Annotated in this window: 16 protein-coding genes; 10 read left to right on the top strand and 6 right to left on the bottom strand. The window is 66.8% G+C overall.

The genetic code is table 11. From position 1 onward, the window contains the following. The first annotated feature begins 52 nt into the window (after nt 1–52). From HTY53_RS21940 to HTY53_RS21930, 3 genes are read left to right on the top strand one after another with little or no spacing between them, the layout of a single operon-like run. Nucleotides 53–730, top strand: coding sequence for a TetR/AcrR family transcriptional regulator (locus HTY53_RS21940; RefSeq protein WP_174108725.1), 678 nt, complete (start codon nt 53–55; stop codon nt 728–730). Further along, the gene (locus tag HTY53_RS21935; protein ID WP_174108723.1) at nt 727–879 is read left to right on the top strand and encodes a hypothetical protein; all 153 of its coding nucleotides are present in this window, start codon (nt 727–729) and stop codon (nt 877–879) included. Before HTY53_RS21940 ends, HTY53_RS21935 begins: the two co-directional genes overlap by 4 nt. Beyond that, nucleotides 866–1870: a Bug family tripartite tricarboxylate transporter substrate binding protein gene (locus tag HTY53_RS21930; protein WP_174108721.1), complete on the top strand. Its 1005-nt coding sequence runs from the start codon at nt 866–868 to the stop codon at nt 1868–1870. The genes HTY53_RS21935 and HTY53_RS21930 overlap by 14 nt, the downstream gene beginning before the upstream one ends. Here the strand turns inward: HTY53_RS21930 and HTY53_RS21925 are convergent. Continuing rightward, the gene (locus HTY53_RS21925; RefSeq protein WP_174108719.1) at nt 1816–3426 is read right to left on the bottom strand and encodes a pentapeptide repeat-containing protein; all 1611 of its coding nucleotides are present in this window, start codon (nt 3424–3426) and stop codon (nt 1816–1818) included. The genes HTY53_RS21930 and HTY53_RS21925 overlap by 55 nt on opposite strands. Before the next feature lie 131 nt (nt 3427–3557). Between HTY53_RS21925 and HTY53_RS21920 the strand changes: the two genes are divergently transcribed. Both HTY53_RS21920 and HTY53_RS21915 read left to right on the top strand, forming a co-directional pair. After that, a complete protein-coding gene (locus HTY53_RS21920; RefSeq protein ID WP_174108716.1) occupies nt 3558–4238 on the top strand; it encodes a histidine phosphatase family protein in 681 nt (226 codons plus the stop codon). Nucleotides 4239–4270: 32 nt separating this feature from the next. Further along, nucleotides 4271–5140: a crotonase/enoyl-CoA hydratase family protein gene (locus HTY53_RS21915; RefSeq protein WP_174108715.1), complete on the top strand. Its 870-nt coding sequence runs from the start codon at nt 4271–4273 to the stop codon at nt 5138–5140. A gap of 16 nt (nt 5141–5156) precedes the next feature. On the opposite strand, the gene fusA is transcribed toward HTY53_RS21915, so the two are convergent. After that, a complete protein-coding gene (fusA, locus tag HTY53_RS21910) occupies nt 5157–7262 on the bottom strand; it encodes an elongation factor G (protein WP_174108713.1) in 2106 nt (701 codons plus the stop codon). Between the two features lie 265 nt (nt 7263–7527). Here fusA and HTY53_RS21905 point away from each other — a divergent pair, with 265 nt between their 5' ends. After that, on the top strand, nt 7528–9825 hold the full coding sequence (locus HTY53_RS21905) for a mechanosensitive ion channel domain-containing protein (RefSeq protein WP_254600066.1): 2298 nt from the start codon (nt 7528–7530) through the stop codon (nt 9823–9825). Nucleotides 9826–9942: 117 nt separating this feature from the next. Here the strand turns inward: HTY53_RS21905 and HTY53_RS21900 are convergent, their stop codons facing one another. The 4 genes from HTY53_RS21900 to HTY53_RS21885 all read right to left on the bottom strand — a co-directional run bounded on the left by HTY53_RS21900 (nt 9943) and on the right by HTY53_RS21885 (nt 17004). Beyond that, entirely contained in the window at nt 9943–11478 is a 1536-nt protein-coding gene (locus tag HTY53_RS21900; RefSeq protein WP_174108709.1) for a SpoVR family protein, read from the bottom strand. 128 nt (nt 11479–11606) lie between these two features. After that, the gene (locus HTY53_RS21895) at nt 11607–12887 is read right to left on the bottom strand and encodes a YeaH/YhbH family protein (protein WP_174108707.1); all 1281 of its coding nucleotides are present in this window, start codon (nt 12885–12887) and stop codon (nt 11607–11609) included. 38 nt (nt 12888–12925) lie between these two features. Next, the gene (locus HTY53_RS21890) at nt 12926–14848 is read right to left on the bottom strand and encodes a PrkA family serine protein kinase (RefSeq protein ID WP_006576790.1); all 1923 of its coding nucleotides are present in this window, start codon (nt 14846–14848) and stop codon (nt 12926–12928) included. Between the two features lie 1205 nt (nt 14849–16053). Then, nucleotides 16054–17004, bottom strand: a complete 951-nt coding sequence (locus HTY53_RS21885; RefSeq protein ID WP_174108751.1) for an SDR family NAD(P)-dependent oxidoreductase — start codon at nt 17002–17004, stop codon at nt 16054–16056. 148 nt (nt 17005–17152) lie between these two features. On the opposite strand from HTY53_RS21885, the gene HTY53_RS21880 reads away from it, so the two are divergent. The 4 genes from HTY53_RS21880 to HTY53_RS21865 all read left to right on the top strand — a co-directional run bounded on the left by HTY53_RS21880 (nt 17153) and on the right by HTY53_RS21865 (nt 21845). Beyond that, nucleotides 17153–18055 (top strand): LysR family transcriptional regulator, encoded by a 903-nt coding sequence (locus HTY53_RS21880; protein WP_174108705.1) that lies wholly within the window; start codon nt 17153–17155, stop codon nt 18053–18055. A gap of 152 nt (nt 18056–18207) precedes the next feature. Then, the gene (locus HTY53_RS21875; RefSeq protein ID WP_174108703.1) at nt 18208–19377 is read left to right on the top strand and encodes an acyl-CoA dehydrogenase family protein; all 1170 of its coding nucleotides are present in this window, start codon (nt 18208–18210) and stop codon (nt 19375–19377) included. 120 nt (nt 19378–19497) lie between these two features. After that, complete coding sequence (locus HTY53_RS21870; protein WP_174108750.1) at nt 19498–20877, top strand: MmgE/PrpD family protein; 1380 nt, start codon at nt 19498–19500, stop codon at nt 20875–20877. Nucleotides 20878–20960: 83 nt separating this feature from the next. Continuing rightward, nucleotides 20961–21845 carry an FAS1-like dehydratase domain-containing protein gene (locus HTY53_RS21865; RefSeq protein ID WP_238511973.1) on the top strand — a complete coding sequence of 295 codons (885 nt, stop codon included), beginning with the start codon at nt 20961–20963 and terminating at the stop codon, nt 21843–21845. Nucleotides 21846–21866: the final 21 nt, after the last annotated feature.

Raw genomic sequence — 21866 nt, 5'->3', positions numbered from 1 at the left:
TCCGTCACCCATTCCGCGTCACAAATGCGCGTCACCCACTCCGGAAGCCGCCATGACCCCTGCCTCCCCGTTCCCGCAGCCAGGCACCGCGCGCAGCGCCTTCCCCGCGCTCGAGGCCCGATCGCTGCTGCATGCGCCCAAGCGCCAGCGCGCCCGCGATACCGAGCAATCGTTGCTGGCGGCAGGCCGCGCGCTGCTGGCAACGCGGGATTTCGAAGCGATGTCGGTCGCGCAGATCGTCGCGGCCTGCGAACTGTCGGTTGGCGCCTTCTACGGGCGCTTCCGCGACAAGGCGGCCTTTTTCGAAGCGCTGCAGACAGAGGCGGTGCGCGAGGCGGAGCAAGCGCTGCAGCGCCATCTCGCACCGCATCGCTGCGCGGCGGTGCCGACCTCGGTGCTGCTGGACAAGGCGATGCGCCTGCTGGTGCGCGGATGCCGCGCCCAGCGCGGTCTGCTGCGCGCCGCGCTGCAGCAGGCGGCCGCAAGACCGCAGGTCTGGCAGCCGCATCGGGACTGTGCAACGGCCTTCGCGGACCGGATGGTGGCGCTGCTGGTGCCGCGGCTCCACGATGGCACGCGGGCCGAGCCGAAGGTGCGCTTCGCCATGCAGGCGGCGTTCGGCATGCTGGTCAATGCGCTGTGGCACGACCCGTCTCCGTTGCGGCTGGACGACGACGAACTGCCTGTGCAGATGGCGCGCCTGATCGAGGGCTACCTGACGTCCGGGTGAGTATCGCGACAAGCGATCGCCATCGCCATCGCCATCGCCATCGCCATCGCCATCGCCATCGCCATCGCCATCGCTATCGCTATCGCTATCGCCATCGCAATCACCATCCTCACCACCACGATCAGGAGACCAGCGATGAATTCACCTAGCCTGGCGGCCGCGCGCAAGGCCACGCTGCGCGCCGCGGCCCTCGCGATGCTGACGCTGGCGGCCCTGCCGCTGCATGCCGAAGCCCCTTACCCCAACAAGCCGATCCGCGTCATCGTGCCCTATCCGGCCGGCGGTTCGACGGACACGCTGGCCCGCACGCTGGGCGACACGCTGAGCCAGCGGCTGGGCCAGCCGGTGGTGGTCGAGAACAAGGGCGGCGCGGGCGGCATCATCGGCACGGATCATGTTGCCAAGTCCGCGCCCGACGGCTACACGCTGCTGATGACGGTGCCGGGGCCGATCACGGCCAATCTGGCCTTGTACAAGAAGCTGCCCTACGATCCGCGAACCGATCTGCAGCCGGTCTCCGATATCGCGACAATGCGTACCGTGCTGGTGGTCAACAGCACGGTGCCGGTCAGGACCGTGGACGAACTGCTCGCCTATGCCAAGGCCCATCCCGGCGCCTTGCGGATGGGATCGTGGGGACCGGGCACCCAGCCGCATACGATCCAGTCGTATCTGGCCAGGACAAAAGGGCTGGACATCCTGCATGTGCCCTATCGCGGCGAAGGGCCGATGGTGTCCGATCTGCTATCGGGCCAGGTCAATATGACGGTGGGCTCGGTGACCGCGCTGAAGCAGCATATCGCCGCCGGCAAGCTGCGCCCGCTGGCGGTGATCGGCACGCGTCGGGCGGTCGGTCTGCCGGATGTGCCGACCTTCGCCGAGGCCGGCTATCGCGATGCTGCCTACGAGATCGTCGGGCCGACCACGCTGCTGGCCCCGGCGAAGACGCCGCCGGCCATCGTCGAACGGCTCGCGCGCGAGGTCAGCGCGCTGGTCCGCAGCGGCCCGCTGGCACGCCGGATCGACGAGATGGGCGCCGAGCCGGTCGGCAATCTGCCGGCCGATGCGGGCCGCGCGTATCGGGCCTATCTGCCTGTGGTGCTCAAATTGACCGAAGACACCGGCGTCAGGCTCGACTGAGGCTGAGGCTGCGAGCGGGATTCGGTTGAAGATAGATGCTCCAGCAAGCGCTCCGGGGGCTGAAAGCTCCATCGGCACTGTCCACCGCTCAACGCGCCGAACATCGCGAGATATCGCTTCGCCAGGTCGGCCACGGCGCTGACGCACGCATCGGGTACTGCGCCGGTCAGTTGCCGGCACTGGTGCCTGGCGATGGCCTGCATCCAGACGTTGATGGACAGCTTCGCATTGGGGTCGCGCGGATCGCTCCAGTAGTCCGGTGCATGGCGCAGCAGTACCTGGGCGACCGCGGCATGGGTATCCGCTACGTTGTGGTTCAGCCTCATGGCCTCGGACAGTGCCTGAACGATGCGGATCATCAGGTTGCGCCGTTGCGCCTGCGTCGGCAGGGAAGACAGCGTCCACAACAGGTTGCCGTCGGGCTGATCCAGCGGTTTGAGCAAGGCGGTGCGTGCGCTGCTGCAGAACACATCGTCGGCCAGCACCAGCTCGGCGCCGTCCAGCATGGCATCGCGCAGCGTCGCACCGGCCAGCGCCGCGACGTCGAGGCTCTGCCCGCGAAGATCGGCACCGTCGAGCCTGGCGTTCTGCAGCCGGGCCCCCGCAAGCTGCGCACGCTGCAGTTTGGCTCCGTCGAGCCTGGCGCCGCGCAGATCGGCAAAGCGAAGGTCGGCCCCCTGCAGATCCGCCTCGCTGAGCACGGCCTCGCGCGCCCGGCACCTGAGCAGCACCGCGTCGCGAAGATTGGCTCCCTTCAGATCCAGCGAGCCCAGATCGCTGTCGCGCAGATTGCGTCCTTGCAGATCCGCGCCCTGGCCGAACAACGTGGCCGCGACGTCGGGGCACAGGCGGCGCAGGTCGATGCCGGCCGGGATGACGGGCCGCCGGGGCGGCGACACCGGGCTTGTCCCTTCGGATGCGCGATCGCCTCTCGCTGCTGGCGGCGTGCCGTATCGCAGCAGCTCGGCGCGCCGCTGGAGACCGGCCTCGCGGCTGATGGCTGACGTGCCGCCTTGCTCCACGGGCGGCGGCAGCCAACCCTTCAGATAGAGGGGCAGCACACGCGGCCGTGCGCCGTCGCCGCTGCCTTGGGTCTCCACGCGTATCGCGCAGCGCTTGACGAAGCGGCGTACCCTCGCTTCCCACAGCACTTCGTCGCCGCCCAGGCACAGATGCCGCATCAACCGCGCGAAACGCTGGCGGTGGGTCATCTGCCAGAACGGCGCGGTCCTGATCTTCCAGCCGGACTCCGAGCGGCACAGTCGGAACCGATGCCCCTGCACTTCGATGACCTCGCCGCGAGCCAGCGCCGCCCGCACCCCCGCGCCGCAATGCGACGATTCGAGCGCCGCGCTGAAGGCGGTGCAATCGCGAAAAACCAGCCTGTGATACGTCCGCATCGTCTCGACCTCTCCCTTTTCACGCAATGGAAACGCCCTCCTCCGGGCGGCCCGCCACGGTAACCGCGTATGGCGGCGCCATTTGCGTAACGTGTTGCCGCCTTTTGAAATTTGAGCCTCGGGAGGCGCGCAGGCAAGACAATGCAGCGCGGCCATGACCGGTATGCAGCGTGTCACCCTTGCTGGCCGGCACTCGGGGCGCGCCCTACAATCGAGCGCGACGACCCACCGTCGGCTGGAAGGCCAGACCTGCGGGCCGGCTTTCTCCCAACCATCCGTACCTCTCTATGGCAACGCTATTTCTCGTGCGCCACGGCCAGGCCTCCTTCGGCGCGGCCAATTACGACTGCCTGTCGGCGCAGGGCCGGCAGCAATCGCGCTGGCTCGGCGAGTATTTCGTCGAGCGCGGCGTGCGCTTTCGCCGTGTCATCGCCGGCTCGCTGGTGCGCCAGCAGGACACCGCCAGCGAGATCCTGGCCGCCATGGGGGAAGCCGGTGCCGGGCTGACCATCGAAACGCACCCGGGCTTCAACGAGTACGACGGCGAGGCGCTGTATTGCGCCCACACCGGGGGCGCCGACCATCGCGCGCATCAGAACGGCGATTACGCGGACTACTGGCGCACGTTCCGCGCGGCCTTCGCCGCCTGGACCGCCGGCACGCTGACCGGCATGCCCGAGAGCTGGGAGGAATTCGGCAAGCGCATCGCGGCCGGGCTGGCGCACGGCGCCGAGGGCGCGACACGCGAGGATGCGATCCTGGTGGTCAGCTCGGGCGGTGCGATCGGCCGGGCGGTGGCCGACATGCTGAACGCGCCGGCGCAGACCGCGATCGAACTGAACCTGCAGTTCCGCAATACCGCCTTCTGCGAAATCATCTGCGGGCGCAATACGCAGCGTCTGCTCAGCTTCAACAACGTGCCGCATCTGGAACGCGCGGACCGGCGCGGCGCGATCACCTTCGCCTGAGCGCGGCATTCCTCGGCAAACTCGGAGCCCCCATGAACCCATCCCAGTTCGAAACGCTGCGCTACGCCGTCGCCGACGGCATCGCCACCATCACGCTGCATCGGCCGGAACAGATGAATACGTTCAATGCGCAGATGATGCAGGAGCTGATCGCGGCCTTCGATGCCACCGACGCCGATGACGCGGTACGGGCCGTGGTGGTCACCGGCGCCGGACGCGCGTTCTGCGCCGGCGCCGATCTGTCCTCGGGCGGCTCGACCTTCGATTTCGAGAAGCGCTATGGGGCGCCGGCCGACGCGCCGCATCGCGACGGCGGCGGACGTGTCGCGCTGCGGATCTTCCGCAGCCTGAAGCCGGTGATCGGTGCGATCAACGGTGCCGCGGTAGGCATCGGCGTGACGATGCAGCTGCCGATGGATATCCGGCTGGCCTCGACCGGGGCCAAGTTCGGCTTCGTGTTCTCGCGCCGCGGCATCACGCCGGAAGCCGCGTCATCCTGGTTCCTGTCGCGCGTGGTCGGCATCTCGACCGCGCTCGAATGGTGCTATACCGGGCGCGTGTTCCCGGCCCAGGAGGCGCTGGACCGCGGACTGGTGCGGTCACTGCATGCGCCCGATGAACTGCTGCCGGCGGCCTATGCGCTGGCCAGAGAAATCGCCGACAACGCCGCGCCGGTGTCGGTTGCGATCTCGCGGCAGATGATCTGGCGGATGGCCGGCGCCGCGCATCCGATGGAGGCGCACAAGCTGGACAGCCGCGCGATCCAGTCGCGCGGTCGTTCGCCCGATGCGAAGGAAGGCGTCGAGGCCTTCCTGCAAAAGCGGCCGGCCGCGTTCCCGCAGACCGTGTCGCGCGACATGCCCGACTTCTTCGACTGGCAGGCAGAGCCGCCCTTCGTTTGAGGGCTGACTGGCGGCCTTACTGCCGGCGCGCGTTGACGACACCGTCGGCGACGTTGGCCGGCGCCTCGGCGTAGTGCTTGAACTCCATCGTGTAGGTCGCGCGGCCCTGGGTCAGCGAACGCAGCGAGGTCGAGTAGCCGAACATCTCCGCCAGCGGCACCTCGGCGCGCACCAGCTTGCCGCCGCCGCCGGCGATCTCGTCCATGCCGTGCACGATGCCGCGCCGCGACGACAGATCGCCCATCACGTTGCCGGTGAACTCCTCCGGCGTCTCGACCTCGACCGCCATCATCGGCTCGAGCAGCACCGGACGGGCGCGCCGCATGCCGTCCTTGAAGGCCATCGAGCCGGCCATCCGGTAGGCGTTCTCGTTGGAATCGACCTCGTGGTACGAGCCGAACACCAGCGTGACCTTGACGTCCACCACCGGGAAGCCGGCCAGCACGCCGGCGTTCAGCGTCTCCTGAATGCCCTTGTCGACGGCCGGAATGAACTCGCGCGGGATCACGCCGCCCTTGATCGCATCGACGAACTCGTAGCCCTTGCCCTGGGGTTGCGGCTCGAGGTCGATCACCACATGGCCATACTGCCCGCGGCCGCCCGATTGCTTGACGAACTTGCCCTCGACGCCCTTGATCGCCTGGCGGATGGTTTCGCGATACGCGACCTGCGGCTTGCCGACGGTCGCCTCGACGCCGAACTCGCGCTTCATCCGGTCGACCAGGATTTCGAGATGCAGCTCGCCCATGCCGGAGATGATGGTCTGGCCCGACTCCTCGTCGGTCCGGACGCGGAACGACGGGTCTTCCTGCGCCAGGCGGTTCAGCGCGACGCCCATCTTCTCCTGGTCGGCCTTGGTCCTGGGCTCGACCGCCTGAGAGATCACCGGATCGGGGAAGGTCATCCGCTCGAGGATGATCACGTTGGCCGGGTCGCACAGCGTGTCGCCAGTGGTCGCCTCTTTCAGGCCCACCGCCGCGGCGATATCGCCGGCCCGCACTTCCTTGATCTCGTTGCGGGTGTTGGCATGCATCTGCAGGATCCGGCCCAGGCGCTCGCGCTTGCCCTTGACCGGGTTGTAGACGGTGTCGCCCGAGTTCACCACGCCGGAGTACACGCGGAAGAAGATCAGCTGGCCGACGAACGGGTCCGTCATGATCTTGAAGGCCAGCGCGGAGAACGGCTCGTCGTCGCTCGGATGGCGCTCGGCGTCGCGGTCGTCCTCGGTATGGCCGCGAATCGCCGGCACGTCGGCGGGCGACGGCAGATAGTCGACCACCGCGTCGAGCATCGCCTGCACGCCCTTGTTCTTGAACGCGCTGCCGCACAGCATCGGCACGATCTCGTTGGCGATGGTGCGCTGGCGCAGGCCGGCCTTGATCTCGTCCTCGCTGAGCGCCTCGCCGCCGAGGTATTTCTCCAGCAGCGACTCGTTGGCCTCAGCCGCGGCCTCGACCATCCGCTCGCGCCACAGCTGCGCGGTGTCGACCAGCTCGGCCGGAATCTCGCGGTATTCGAAACGCACGCCCTGGCTGGCCTCGTCCCAGACGATGGCCTGCATGCGCACCAGGTCGACCACGCCCTGGAAGTGGTCCTCGGCGCCGATCGGAATCTGCACCGGCACGGCCACGCCCTTCAGACGCTCGGCGATCTGCTCGCGCACGCGGAAGAAGTCCGCGCCGACGCGGTCCATCTTGTTGACGAAGGCCAGCCGCGGCACGCCGTACTTGTTGGCCTGGCGCCAGACCGTCTCCGATTGCGGCTGCACGCCGCCGACCGCGTCGTAGACCATCACAGCGCCGTCGAGCACGCGCATAGAACGCTCGACCTCGATGGTGAAGTCGACGTGCCCGGGGGTATCGATGATGTTGATCCGGTGCTCGGGATACTTGCCGGCCATGCCCTTCCAGAACACGGTGGTGGCGGCCGACGTGATGGTGATGCCGCGCTCCTGCTCCTGCTCCATCCAGTCCATGGTGGCGGCGCCTTCGTGCACCTCGCCCAGCTTGTGGCTGACGCCCGTGTAGAACAGGATGCGTTCGGTCGTGGTCGTCTTGCCGGCGTCGATATGCGCACTGATGCCGATGTTGCGATAGCGCTCGATGGGAGTTTTGCGGGCCACGACAATCTCCTGAGTTAGGGGCCTGAGTAGAACCTGACGAAAAGGGGTCGGAGAAAAGAGGGGAATTAGAGTAGCACTATCGGCCAAGTTGCGTGCGGCGCCGCTTTTGGTGCGTTGATGGGCGCCGATGGGGCGCCGATAGTGCGCCGACGGTGCCGCCATGGCGACCGGGGGGCCCCCTCCCTGTGGCGTCAGACGGAGACGGGTCGTGGCCGGCCTGGGCATCGGTTACAGTGCGCCCATGGCGGCCCCAGCCCCGGGGCCGATGACCGCTTTCGACGAGGCTCCCGCGACGATGAAATGGCGATGTCATCTGCTATGGCTGGCGCTGATCTGGCTATGCGCGATCGGCGCGATGCCGGTCGCGGGCGCGGCGGCGCCCTTGGGCAAGCCTGCCGGCGGCACTTCTACCGCCGCGTCCGCGCCGGCGTCGGAGGCCGCGGCCAGCGCGCCGCTGGCGCAATCGCTGGACCAGGTCATCGAAACGCTGCAGAACGACCAGCAGCGCGCCGCGCTGGTCGGTCAGCTGCGGGCCGTCCGCGACGGCCTCGGTGCGTCAGCCGTGGCCGTCGCGCCAGCGTCGGAGGCCGAGGCCGGCGGACTGGTCGGGGCGCTGGCCGAGGCGGTCGAGCAGGTCGACGACCGGCTCGGCAAGGACCAGGGACCGTGGCGCTATTGGAGCTGGCGTCTGCGCTTTGCCGGCGAGGAATGGCAACAGGCGCTGACCGATCGCGGCCGCGGCAGCGCATTGCGATCGGCACAGCTGTTCGCCGCGGTGCTGATCGGCTGGGCCGTCGGCGGCTGGCTGCTGCACGAAGTCGCCCGGCGCGTGCGCGGACGGCTGATGCGGCCCGTCGATCGTGTCCGGCTGCCCACCGTGCCCTCCTGGACCGACGTCGGCATCTTCATGCTGCGCCGGGTCGGCCCGTGGGCGGTCGCCTTCGGCGTAGCGATCTGGATCGTGCGCAGCCTGTCGCTGCATCTGGTGCCGGCCGGGGTCGCAGCGCTGACGATGGCCTATGCGCTGATCGCCGGCGCGGTGTTGTCGGCGGTATCGCAGACGCTGTTTGCGGTCTTCAATACCGCCCACCGGCGGCACGCCGTCCACGACCTGCATCAGCACTCGCGCCCGGTGCTGTTCGCGATCGGCTCGCTGGCAGCGCTGGGCGACGCCGCGACCAATGCCCGCGTGGTCGCCGCGCTCGGCATCAACCTGTCCGCCGTAACGGCCAATCTGTCGAACATTGCCGCAGCGCTGTTGATGGCCTGGTTCTGCCTGCGTTTTCGCCGGCAGATCGGCCATCTGATCGCCAACCGGCCGCTGGCGTTCCGCCAGGCCCATCCGGCCATCACCGATGTGCTGCGGCTGGCGGGCGGCACCTGGCATCTGCCGGTGATGGCGGTGGTGTTCGCCTCGGTGGTCGGTACGCTGCTGGCGGCCGGCCACGCCGACGACTATCTTGGCCGCACCATCCTGACGGTCGCGCTGCTGGTCGCCGCGCTGGCGCTGACGGTGGTGACCGGGCGCTCGCCGCAGGCCCACCAGCGCGACCATCCGCAGCGCTGGCAGCGGCGCTCGGCCTATCTGGCGCGCTTCGCCCGCTTCGCGGTCACGCTGCTGCGCCTGGTGATCTGGCTGGGCTTTTTTGAACTGGCCAGCCGCGTCTGGGGCAATTCGCTGCTGCATCTGATGCATTCGACGGCGCTGGGCCGCCGCTTCGCCGACGCGGTATTCGGCGCGCTGGCCGCGGTGCTGCTGTCGTGGCTGTTCTGGCTGGTGATCGATACCGCCATCACGCAGGCGCTGGCGCCGGGGCATGGGCGCGGGCAGCCGCCCAGCATGCGGGCCCGCACCATCCTGCCGCTGCTGCGCAACGCGGTCTTCGTCGCCCTGCTGGTGATGGCGCTGATCGCGGTGCTGGCCAACCTCGGCGTCAACGTGACGCCGCTGATCGCCGGCGCCGGCGTGGTGGGCCTGGCCATCGGCTTCGGCGCGCAGACGCTGGTGCAGGACCTGATCACCGGGTTGTTCATCGTGCTCGAGGACTCGATCGCGATCGGCGACGTGGTCGAACTGCCCGACCACAGCGGCACCGTCGAAGGCATGACGATCCGCACCATCAAGCTGCGCGACGGCAAGGGCGCGCTGCATGTGCTGCCGTACAGCCAGATCAAGGCGATCAAGAACCTGTCGCGCGGCCATGCGTTCGCGGTGTTCAATATCGGCCTGCGCTACGACAGCGACCTGGACCGCGCGCTGGCGCTGATCCGCGAGGCCGGCGACGAGATCGCGCAGGACATCCGTTTCACGCATCGGCTGCTGTCGGGGCTGGACATCCTGGGGCTGGACCGCTTCGATCCTTCGGGCCCTGTGGTGCTGGCCCAGTTCAAGACGCTGCCGCTGGCTCAATTCGAGATCACGCGGGCGTTCAACGCAACGCTGAAGCAGAAGTTCGACGCGGCGGGCATCCGCATGGCCTCGCCATATATGACGCTGCAGCTCGATGGCGGCGGCGCGGCGCAGGTCAAGCCGCTGATCGAGGGGAGCGCCGGGACGGCGTAAGTGCCCGCGTCGGGCGCCTGCCCCAGACGAAACGAGCGGGGATTTCAGCGCTGAAATCTCCGCTCCTGCCTTACCTCGCTTCGGTCGTCCGGCCGCTATCGCGCCGTTGCCGTCGGCTCACGCGGCCTTGCGGTGATGGTGCTTGCGCTCCGGCCGGCATTCGTACTTGATCTCGTGCCGGCCGTCCTCGTAGACCACCTCGAGCCGCACGGTGAAGCCCCATAGCCGCGTGACATGGCGGATCACCTCTTCGAAGTTCTGCGCCAGCGGCCGGCGATCGCTCTGCAGATGGCGCAGCGTCAGCGAGCGGTCGCCGCCGACATCGACGTTGGTCACCTGGATATTCGGCTCGATATTGGACAGATCGTACTGGCTGGCCAGCAGTTGGCGGATGCGGCGATAGCCTTCGTCGTCGTGGATCGCGGTCACGCGCAGCTTGCTTTCGCGGTCGTCGTCGAGCACCGAGAACAGCTTGAGCTCGCGAATCACGCGCGGCGACAGGAACTGCAGCAGGAAGCTCTCGTCCTTGAAGTTGCGCATGGCGAAGTCCAGCGTCTTGCGCCAGTCGGTGCCGGCGATCTCCGGCGCCCACCGATAATCCTCCTCGTCGGGGCGCTCGCACATGCGGCGCAGGTCCTGGAACATCAGGAAGCCCAGCGTGTAAGGATTGAGCCCGCTGTAATAAGGGCTATGGTACGGCGGCTGGTAGATAACGTTGGTATGCGCTTGCAGCAGCTCCATCATGAAGGCGTCGTTGACCAGCCCCTGCTCGTACAGTTCATGCAGGATGGTGTAGTGCCAGAACGTGGCCCAGCCCTCGTTCATCACCTTGGTCTGCCGCTGCGGGTAGAAGTACTGCGCGATCTTGCGCACGATGCGGACGATCTCGCGCTGCCACGGCTGCAGCTTGGGGGCGTTCTTCTCGATGAAGTACAGCAGGTTCTCCTGCGGCTCAGGCGGGAAGGTCGCCTCGGTCTCGGGCGGTTCGTCTTCGGTCACCAGCGCATGCGAGCGGTGCTTCGGCAACGTGCGCCACAGATCGTTGACCTGCATCTGCAGATAGTTCTCGCGCTCGGCCTGGCGCGCCTGCTCCTCGGTGATCGACAGCTTCTTCGGCCGCTTGTAGCGGTCCACCCCGTAGTTCTGCAGCGCATGGCAGGAGTCGAGCAGCAGTTCGACCTCCTGTTCGCCATAGCGCTGCTCGCATTCGGCGATGTAGTTCTTGGCGAACAGCAGATAGTCGACGATGGCGTCTGCGTTGGTCCAGGTGCGGAACAGGTAATTGCCCTTGAAGAACGAGTTGTGTCCGTAGCAGGCGTGCGCGATCGTCAGCGCCTGCATCGGCATCGTGTTCTCCTCCATCAGATAGGCGATGCAGGGATTGGAGTTGATCACGATCTCGTAGGCCAGGCCCATATGGCCGCGCTGGTAGCTGCGCTCGGACGCCAGGAAGTGCTTGCCGTAGGACCAGTGGCTGTAGCCGACCGGCAGACCGGCGGACGCATAGGCGTCGAGCATCTGCTCGGCGGTAATGATCTCGATCTGGTTGGGATAGGTATCGAGGCCGAAATCCGCCGCGATGCGTGCGATCTCACGGTCGTACCGCTGGATCAGTTCGAAGGTCCACTCCGAACCGGTAGAGAGGTATGCCATTTCCCACCCCCATGTCGGCGGATCGCCATCGCGTCTCCGCCGGTTAGCCAAGGCCTGTCTTTCGATGCGGCATCTTGCGCGGCTTCACCGCAGCAAGGTCCAGGTCCGCGCAGCGGCGCAGCGATGCGTCAGCGCCCTGCGCTCGGCCAGGCTGCCTTCTTCTGAAACAGGTCGTGCAGCACCGGATAAATCTCGTCCGCGCCGATGATCCGCTGCATCGCGAAGTTCTCGTGCGCGCTCTTGACCGTCATGTACTCTTCCCACAGATTCTGCGGCTCTTCCGACGCGACCTCGACATAGGCGTAGTACTGCACCAGCGGCAGGATCGAATCGCGCAGCAGCCGGCCGCAGAGTTCCGAGTCGCCGGCCCAGTTGTCGCCGTCCGATGCCTGCGCGCAGTAGATGTTCCACTGGCTGGCCGGATAGCGATTGTGGATCACGTCGACCATCAGCTTCAGCGCGCTGGAGACCACCGTGCCGCCCGATTCGCGCGAGTGGAAGAAATCTTCCTCGTCGACTTCCTTGGCGACCGTATGGTGGCGAATGAACACGACGTCGATGCGTTCGTAGTTCCGCTTCAGGAACAGATACAGCAGCATGAAGAAACGCTTGGCCAGGTCCTTGCGGCTTTCGTCCATCGAACCGGACACGTCCATCAGGCAGAACATCACCGCCTGCGCCTGAGGGCGCTTCTTCAGCACGCGGTTGTTGTAGCGCAGATCCAGCTTCTCGATGAAGGGCACGCGGTCGATGCAGGCGCGCAGATGGCGCATCTCCTTCATCATCTCCTGCGCGCGCGCCGTGTAGGGGCCTTCCTGTTCCAGGACCTCGCTGTACTCCTGCTCCAGCGCATGCAGGCGCCGCTGATACGGCCCGGACAGCGCGATGCGCCGGCCAAGCGAACTGCGCATGGTGCGCAGCACCGACAGATTCGAGGGCGTGCCGTCGATCGAGAAGCCCGCGCGCACCTTGCGGACCTCCGCGATCTTGGCCAGATGGCGCTTGGCCATGTCCGGCAGCGCCATGTCCTCGAAAAAGAAATTGAGGAAATCCTCGCGCGAGAGCGTGAAGACGAAATCGTCCTCGCCCTCGCCCGAGTCGCTCGCCCGGGAGCCGGTTCCGCCTGCCCCCTGCTGCTGGCGGTCGAAACTGTCTCCGCGGACGAACTTCTTGTTGCCGGGGTGGATCCACTCGCGCTTGCCACCCTGGCCATGGTGGAATATCGGCTCGGAGATGTCCTTGACCGGAATGGACACCTGCCCGCTCTGTTCGATGTCCATGATCTTCCGGCCGGACACCGCCTTCGCTACGGCTTGCCGAATCTGCTCGCGGTAACGCTTGATGAAACGTTGCTTGTTGACCGCGCTCTTGTTGCCGCCATTCTCCCGCCGATCGATGACCGTGGCCATATTGGTTGCCCTCGTTCAGAGGCCCCGTGCAGGCGCCGTTACGATGATTTTCGAACGCGCAAGTACCACTCCACCAGCAGCCGGACCTGCTTGGGCGTATAGCCCTTCTCGACCATGCGGTTGACGAAGTTCTCGTGTTTCTCCTGATCCTCGCGCGAGGACTTGGCATTGAAGGAAATGACCGGCAACAGGTCCTCGGTCGTCGAGAACATCCGCTTTTCGATCACCATGCGCAGCTTCTCGTAGCTGGTCCAGTTCGGGTTCTTGCCGCCGTTGTTGGCCCGCGCACGCAGCACGAAGTTGACGATCTCGTTGCGGAAGTCCTTCGGGTTCGAGATACCCGCAGGCTTTTCCACCTTTTCCAGCTCGTCGTTCAACGCGTTGCGGTCGAGGATCTCGCCGGTATTCGGATCGCGGTACTCCTGGTCCTGGATCCACAGGTCGGCGAACACCACGTAGCGGTCGAAGATGTTCTGACCATATTCGGAATACGACTCCAGGTACGCGGTCTGGATCTCCTTGCCGATGAACTCGACGAAGGGCGTCGTCAGGTATTCCTTGATGTACGACAGCAGCTTCGCTTCCTGCTCCGGCGGGAACTGTTCGCGCTCGATCTGTTGTTCGAGCACGTACAGCAGGTGCACCGGATTGGCCGCGACCTCGGTGTTGTCGAAGTTGAAGACCTTGGACAGCACCTTGAACGCGAAGCGCGTCGACAGCCCGCTCATGCCCTCGTCGATGCCGGCGTAGTCGCGGTACTCCTGGTACGACTTGGCCTTCGGGTCGACGTCCTTCAGGCTTTCGCCGTCGTAGACCCGCATCTTCGAGAAGATGTTCGAGTTCTCGGGTTCCTTGATCCGCGTCAGCACCGCGAACTGCGCCATCATCTTCAGCGTGTTCGGCGCGCATGGCGCAGCCGACAGCGAGCTGCTGCGCAGCAGCTTGTCGTAGATCTTGACCTCGTCCGACACGCGCAGGCAGTACGGCACCTTGACGATGTAGATCCGGTCGAGGAAGGCCTCGTTGTTCTTGTCGGCCTTGAACGATTGCCATTCCGCCTCGTTCGAGTGGGCCAGGATCACGCCGTCGAACGGAATGGCGCCGAAGCCTTCGGTCCCCTTGTAGTTGCCTTCCTGCGTCGCGGTCAGCAGCGGGTGCAGGACCTTGATCGGGGCCTTGAACATCTCGACGAACTCGAGCAGGCCGCGGTTGGCCAGGCACAGCCCGCCGGAGTACGAGTACGCGTCCGGGTCGTCCTGCGGATAGTCCTCGAGCTTGCGGATATCGACCTTGCCGACCAGCGAGGAGATGTCCTGGTTGTTCTCGTCGCCCGGCTCGGTCTTCGCGATCGCGATCTGCGACAGCACCGAGGGCCGCAGCTTGACCACGCGGAAGCGCGTGATGTCGCCGTTGAACTCGTGCAGGCGCTTGACCGCCCATGGCGAGGCGATCGTGTTCAGATAGCGGACCGGGATGCCGTAGTCCTCCTCCAGAATCTTGCCGTCCTCCTCGGGCGAGAACAGTCCGAGCGGCGATTCATGGATCGGCGAGCCCTTGAGCGCATAGATGGGGATCTGCTCCATCAGCGACTTGAGCTTCTCGGCGAGCGAGGACTTGCCGCCGCCGGGAGGCCCGAGCAGATAGAGGATCTGCTTGCGTTCCTCGAGACCCTGCGCGGCATGCTTGAAGAACGAGACGATCTGTTCGATCGTGTCCTCCATGCCGTAGAACTCGCGGAAGGCCGGATAGATCTTGATGACCTTGTTGAAGAACAGGCGCGACAGTCGCGGGTCGTGGTGCGTGTCTACCAGCTCTGGCTGCCCGATCGCGGCGAGCATGCGCTCGGCCGCGGTCGCATAGGCAGTAGGGTCCTTCTTACAGATCTCCAGATACTCCTGGATGCTGTATTCCTCTTCCTTGCGAGCTTCGAAGCGCGTGGCGTAGTGGCCGAAAATGTCCATACCTCACTCCCGTCAGAGTCTCGTCCGAGGCGAACGCAGTCCGTCTGCAGGTAGGTACCCTGCCTCATTCCACGTATCAGCCTTTGAATACCGCCACCCCGGCTTGGCGGAAGACTGACCATGTTGCGAAGTCTTTACTTCATCATAGTCAAATAACGCCCAGTGGGGAGAGCTTGTTGACGCGCATTGCGCACTCGCAACGGCGCTGTCCTGCTCGTGAAAACTGCGTCCTGGCTGCGTGCGACTGAGCGGCACGCTGACCGGTTCGCACTGGGCGGTGCGACCATGTTCCCGGACACACCTTACACCTTTCCCTTTGGTGCTGCACTGCCCTGTTTGTAACGATTGCTTCCGACGAGCATCGTCGACATACCGGGACTGCAAAACCTTGGAACGGGTGGGGTCGTACGTTGGCACATCCTGCATCGCTGCTGCTGCGAAGGCCTCGCGCGCAACGTTCGACGACACGCTGCTGTCGTGTTCGCCGTGCGCGAGACCGGGATCGAAGTGGGGATCGAAGCGAGATGAAAACGGAGCGCCGCGACATCGCGCGTCGCGCTGCAAAAAAGCAGGGTTAACCCATCGGCCCGGGCCTTGGCCTGCTGTCGGCCCGGGTGTGGCGAAGCATCGTTCGCCGGTTGACTCCATGCACCGTCCAGGCAATCGCGTCTCCCCTTCTGGAATCGTGGCGCGCACCGTGCGGGTGCGTGCCCATTGGAATGCCGAAACCGCTACAGGTTCCACCGCATCGAGCGTATCGATCGTGTCCAACGCGGCGCTGCGTCCCTGTCGCGGTTGCCCGCGCGGCGGCAATCGTCGGCCACCGTTGTCGGTACACCAGCAAGTTGCGGGCCACATCCGGCGACTGGGCCGATGCGGTCGGCAGCCGCCCGCGCTGGCAGCAACGATGAGGGGAAACCGCAATGCGCGACGGCGTACGCGTCGACGAAAATCGATCGAATGAACCGGTAGAAGCGGGACGAAAAAAGTCGAGGAGAAAGTCGAGAAGAAGATCGAGGAGAGAGTCGAAGAGAGACGCGGGGGAAGGAACGGGAGGAAGGCAAGCGAGACAGCGATACATGCGCCGTCGAAGGGCCGCGACCACGCGCTGCCCGGTCGAAGCGCCGGACGTCAGCACCCGGCACGTCGTGCTGCCAGCGCGCTGCCGGCAGCGGGGAGTATCCGATGGTCCGATCGTCCGATCGTCAGATCGGGTCCCAGTTGATGACGTCGGGCGAGCGCTCGAGCGGATAGAAGCTGTTGCGCATCGCCGGGATCGCGATCTCGGCGATCGTCTCCGGCGTCCATCCTTCGCTGGCATGCACCGATCGCACCGGCCGCGGCTGGCTCATCAGCATGATCTCGTTGGCGCGCACCGCGAAGATCTGCGCGTTGACTTCGCGCGCCGCATCGCTGGCGAGGAACACCGCCATCGGCGCGACCTTGCCCGCCTCCATCTTCTGCAGCTTGGCCACGCGCGCCTGCTCCTCGGGCGTCTCCGACGGGATCGAGCTGGTCATCCGGCTCCAGGCGAACGGCGCGATGCAGTTCGAGCGCACGTTGAAGCGCGCCATGTCCAGCGCGATCGATTTGGACAGCGCCGCAATGCCGAGCTTGGCGGCGGCGTAGTTGGCCTGGCCGAAATTGCCGATCAGACCCGAGGTCGACGTCATATGGACATAGGCCCCGCTCTGCTGGTCCTTGAAGTAGGGGGCGGCCGCGCGGCTGACGAAGAAGGTGCCGTGCAGATGCACGTCGATCACGGCGCGCCATTCCTCCTCGTTCATCTTGAAGAACATGCGGTCGCGCAGATTGCCCGCGTTGTTGATCACGGCGTCGATGCGGCCGAACCGGTCGAGCGCGCACTGGACGATCGCGTTGGCGCCCTGCCAGGTCGACACGCTGTCGGTGTTGGCCACCGCCTCGCCGCCCGCCGCCTGAATCTCGTCGACTACGCGCTGCGCCGGCCCGGGATCGCCGCCCTCGCCGCTCAGCGACACGCCGATATCGTTGACCACCACGCGCGCACCCGCGGCGCCCAGCGCCAGCGCGATGCCGCGGCCGATACCGCCTCCCGCGCCGGTCACTACCGCGACCTTGCCAGCCATCGTGCCTGCCGTCTTGCCTGCGGCCGATCCTTCCACCTTCGCCGTCATCATCGGTCTCCTGTCCCACCTTCGAGGTTCTATTGAAGCGGCATATACGATAAATTGCCGGCAGCGAAAGTGGAATTCGCCAATCCCAAAAGACGCCTTCCGCCTGCCGAAACCCTCCGTTCTATCCCGCCAAACCCATCATGACGCGATGCATTACGATCTGACCGACCTGCGCCTGTTTCTGAACGTAGGGGAAACCCATAACCTGACGCGCGCGGCCGAACGCAGCTTCCTGTCGCTGCCGGCGGCGAGCACCCGCATCAAGCAGCTGGAGGAAGCGTTCCAGACCCAGCTGCTGATCCGCCAGGTCAAGGGGGTGCGCCTGACGCCGGCCGGCGACGCGCTGCTGCGGCACGCGCGCGAGGTGTTTCGCGAGCTCGAATGCCTGCATGCCGATCTGCGCCCCTACGCCAAGGGCGTCAAGGGCAAGGTCCGGCTGCTCGCCAACACCACCGCCACCAATTCCTTTCTCGCCAGCGCGCTGTCGCGCTTCCTGTCGGAGAACCCGGACGTCGACATCGAGCTGGAGGAACACCTGTCGCAGGAGATCGTCTCGGCCATCGGCGCGGGGGCGGCGGACCTGGGCATCGTCGCCGGCGAGGTCGCCACCGAGGACCTGGACGTGATGCAGCTGTGCAGCGACGAGCTGATCGTGATCGCGCCGGTCAACCACCCGCTGCCGCAGTTCAAGCGGCTGCATTTCGCCGATCTGCTCGATACCTGCCGCTTCGTCGGCCTGAACCAGTTCAGCGCGATCCAGTCGTTTCTGGACCGCATCGCCAGCGGCATGGGCAAGCGCATCAGCCTGCGCATCCAGGTCGGCAGCTTCGACGCGGTCTGCCGCATGGTCGAGGCCGGCGCCGGCATCGCGATCGTGCCCAACAGCTGCGCGCGCCGCTACGCCAGCCGCAAGGTGCTGCGCTTCATCACGCTCGAGGACGACTGGGCCAAGCGCGAGCTGCGCCTGGTGCGCCGGCCCGGCCGCGAGCTGCCGCAGTTCGCCGAGACCCTGGTGCACTACCTGATCGACGCGGCGCGCGAGCCGGTCTGAGCCGCCGCACGCCCCTTCCCCGGCGGCCGCGGCACGGTCCGGCCGAGGTAAGGCGCGCCCTAAGCCGCTCTTTGGCAAATGCGAATGTCGGTGCGCGGCGGGCTCGGGAATAATGGCCGCATTCCCGTGATTCCCCTGCGAAGGGCACCCCGATGACCATCGATCAAGCGCGCGATGCGCATTACCCCGAAATCCGCGAGGCCGTGCGCGACCTGTGCGCCGGCTTCGATTCCGCCTACTGGCAGCGCGTCGAGGAGCAGAACGCCTTTCCCGAGCAGTTCGTCCAGGCGTTGACGCAGGCCGGCTGGCTGTCGGCGCTGATCCCGGAAAGCTATGGCGGCTCGGGCCTGCCGCTGACGGCCGCCTCCGTGATCATGGAGGAGATCAACCGCAGCGGCGGCAATTCCGGCGCCTGCCATGGGCAGATGTACGTGATGGGCTGCCTGCTGCGGCACGGCTCCGAGGCGCAAAAACAGCGCTGGCTGCCGGGGATCGCCGCCGGCGAGCTGCGCATGCAGTCGATGGCGGTGACCGAGCCAACCACCGGCACCGACACCACCAAGCTCAAGACCACCGCGGTGCGCCAGGGCGACCGCTATGTCGTCAACGGCCAGAAGGTCTGGATCTCGCGCGTGCAGCATTCGGACCTGATGCTGCTGCTGGCGCGCACCACGCCGCTGGACCAGGTCAAGCGCAAGTCGGAAGGCCTGTCGGTGTTCGTGGTCGACCTGCGCGAGGCGATCGGTAACGGCCTGACGGTCCAGCCGATCCGCAACATGGTCAATCACGAGACCAACGAACTGTTCTTCGACAACCTGGAAATCCCGGCCGAAAACCTGATCGGCGAGGAAGGCAAGGGCCTGAAGTACATCCTCGACGGGCTGAACGCCGAGCGGATCCTGATCGCCGCCGAATGTATCGGCGACGGCTACTGGTTCGTCGAGCGCGCCAGCGGCTACGCGCGCGAACGCGTGGTGTTCGACCGGCCGATCGGCCAGAACCAGGGCATCCAGTTCCCGATCGCCCGCTCCTACGTCAATGTCGAGGCCGCCAGCCTGATGCGCTACAAGGCCGCCGAACTGTTCGACGCGGGCCAGCCCTGCGGCAAGGAGGCCAACATGGCCAAGCTGCTGGCCGCCGATGCTTCGTGGGAAGCGGCCAACGTCTGCCTGCAGACCCATGGCGGGTTCGGCTTCGCCGCGGAATACGACATCGAGCGCAAGTTCCGCGAGACGCGTCTGTACCAGGTGGCACCGATCTCGACCAATCTGATCCTGTCGTATGTGGCCGAGCACGTGCTGGGGCTGCCGCGCTCGTTCTAGCCGGTCGTGCCGACCCTGTCTGCCTCCACCGCCTCCACTACCTCCACCGCCTCCACCGTTCTCGGCGCCCAGCCGTTGCGCAACGAGCCGATCCACACCCAGCCGATCCACGCCAAGCCGATGCCCAGCTCCTCAAGCTCCTATCCCACCCGCGAACTCTGCGAGTTCCTTGCCGGCTTCACGCTGTCCGACGTGCCGCCGCCGGTCGTCGAGCGCACCAAGGATCTGTTCCTCGACTGGATCGCCTCGGCGATCGCCGGCAAGGACGCCCCGGCGATCCGCCGGCTGCAGGAATTCGCCGTGGCGATGGGCCCGCAGCAGGGCCCGGCCGAGGTGCTGGTCGACCGTCGCCGCACCTCGCCGTGGTTTGCCGCGCTGGTCAATGCCGCCGCCTCGCATGTGGTCGAGCAGGACGACGTGCACAACGGCTCGGTGCTGCATCCGGCCGCGGTGGTGTTTCCCGCCGTGCTGGCCGCGGCCCAGGCCGAGGGCAACAGCGGCGCACAGCTGCTGACCGCGGCGATCGCCGGCTACGAGGCCGGCGTCCGCATCGGCGAATTCATGGGCCGCTCGCACTATCGCGTGTTCCATACCACCGGCACGGTCGGCACGCTGGCGGCCGCGGCCGCGGTGGCCAAGCTGTACGGGCTCGATGCCGAGGGCATCAACCAGGCGCTCGGCTCGGCCGGCACGCAAGCGGCCGGGCTGTGGGAATTCCTGCGCGATGCCGCCGATTCCAAGCAGCTGCATACCGCCAAGGCCGCCGCGGACGGGCTGATGTCGGCCCATCTGGCGCGGGCCGGCTTCACCGGCGCCCGCCGCATTCTCGAAGGCGCGCAAGGGATGGCGGCCGGCATGTCGAGCGACGCCGATCCGGCGCGGCTGACCGATGGCCTCGGCACGCGCTGGGCCACCGCCGAGACCTCGTTCAAGTTCTTCGCCTCGTGCCGGCACACCCACCCGGCTGCCGACGCGCTGAAGGCGCTGATGCAGCGCGAGGGCCTGGCCGCCGAGCAGATCGCCAGCGTGACCGCGCACGTGCACCAGGGCGCGATCGACGTACTGGGGCCCGTGGTCGATCCGGTGACGATCCATCAAGCGAAGTTCTCGATGGGCACGGTGCTCGGGCTGGTCGCCTGGCATGGCCACGCCGGCCTGGGCGAATTCGAGCAGCACGCGCTGCGCGATGCGCGCGTGGCGGCCTTTCGCGGCAAGGTCGCGATGGCGCTGGACCCGGAGATCAACGCCGCCTATCCGCGCCAGTGGATCGGCCGCGTGACCGTGACGACCACCGATAGCCGCTCGCTGGAGGCGCGCGTCGACGTGCCCAAGGGCGATCCGGACAATACGCTGAGCCGGCCGGAGCTCGAAGCCAAGGCACTGCAGCTGGCGGCCTTCCGCCAGGGCGCCAGCGAAACGGAGATGCGCGCGATCATCGCGCGGGTCTGGTCGCTGGACCACATGGACAGCGTGGCCGACTGGTTGCCGGCCGCCGCCTGAGCTCCTACGCTCGCATGGACGGCGCTCTCGACTGCCAGCCTCGCCGTTCCCCACAACACAAGAGACAAGAGGACATCCCAACCGTGGCCCAACAACCTACTGCCAATCCGGCCGATACCAGCCTGGAAGCGCTGCGCCAATGGATCGGCCGCAGCGAAAGCCGCACCGAAACGCTGGCGCCGGAGCCCGTGCTCGGGCTCGCCGCCACGCTCGACCTGGACGGCGACGCGATTGCGCGCGGCCCGCTGCCGCCGCTGTGGCACTGGCTCTATTTCCTGCCGCGCGCGCCGCAGCGCAAGCTTGGCCGCGACGGCCACGCGGTGCTGGGCGGCTTCCTGCCGCCGGTACCGCTGCCGCGCCGGATGTGGGCCGGCAGCGAGCTGGAGTTTCAGCGTCCGCTGCGGGTCGGCGACACCGTGACGCGCACTTCGACCATCGAGGACGTGCAGCAGAAAACCGGGCGCAGCGGCGAGCTGTGGTTCGTCTCGGTCCGCCACGTGCTGACCGTCGGCGGCGAGACCGCGCTGAGCGAGCGCCACGACATCGTCTATCGCGAAATGCCGCAGCCGGGTCAGGCCCAGCCGCCGCGCCCGCGGCTGCCCCACCAACCGCAATGGCAGCGCCAGCTGCATGCCGATCCGGTGATGTTGTTCCGCTTCTCGGCGCTGACCTTCAACGGCCACCGGATCCACTACGACCACGACTACGTGCGCGATGTCGAAGGCTATCCCGGCCTGGTCGTCCACGGTCCGCTGCAGGCGGTGCTGATGGTGGACCTGCTGGTGCGCGAGCTGCCGCGCGCGAACGTCAGGCGCTTCGGCTTTCGCGGCATGGCGCCGCTGTTCGACCACGACCTCGTCACGGTCGGCGGCCGCCGCGATGCGCAGCAGCCCGGGCGCGTGCTGCTGTGGACCGGCGACGATGCGGGCGGGCAGGCGATGGAAGGATGGGCGGTGGTGGAGGAGTAAAACGGTCAACCGCGCGCTCCT

It is taken from the genome of Cupriavidus gilardii (assembly GCF_013314895.1).
In the GTDB taxonomy this organism is placed as follows: Bacteria; Pseudomonadota; Gammaproteobacteria; order Burkholderiales; family Burkholderiaceae; genus Cupriavidus; species Cupriavidus gilardii_C.
This window is presented reverse-complemented; position numbering and strand designations above follow the sequence as displayed.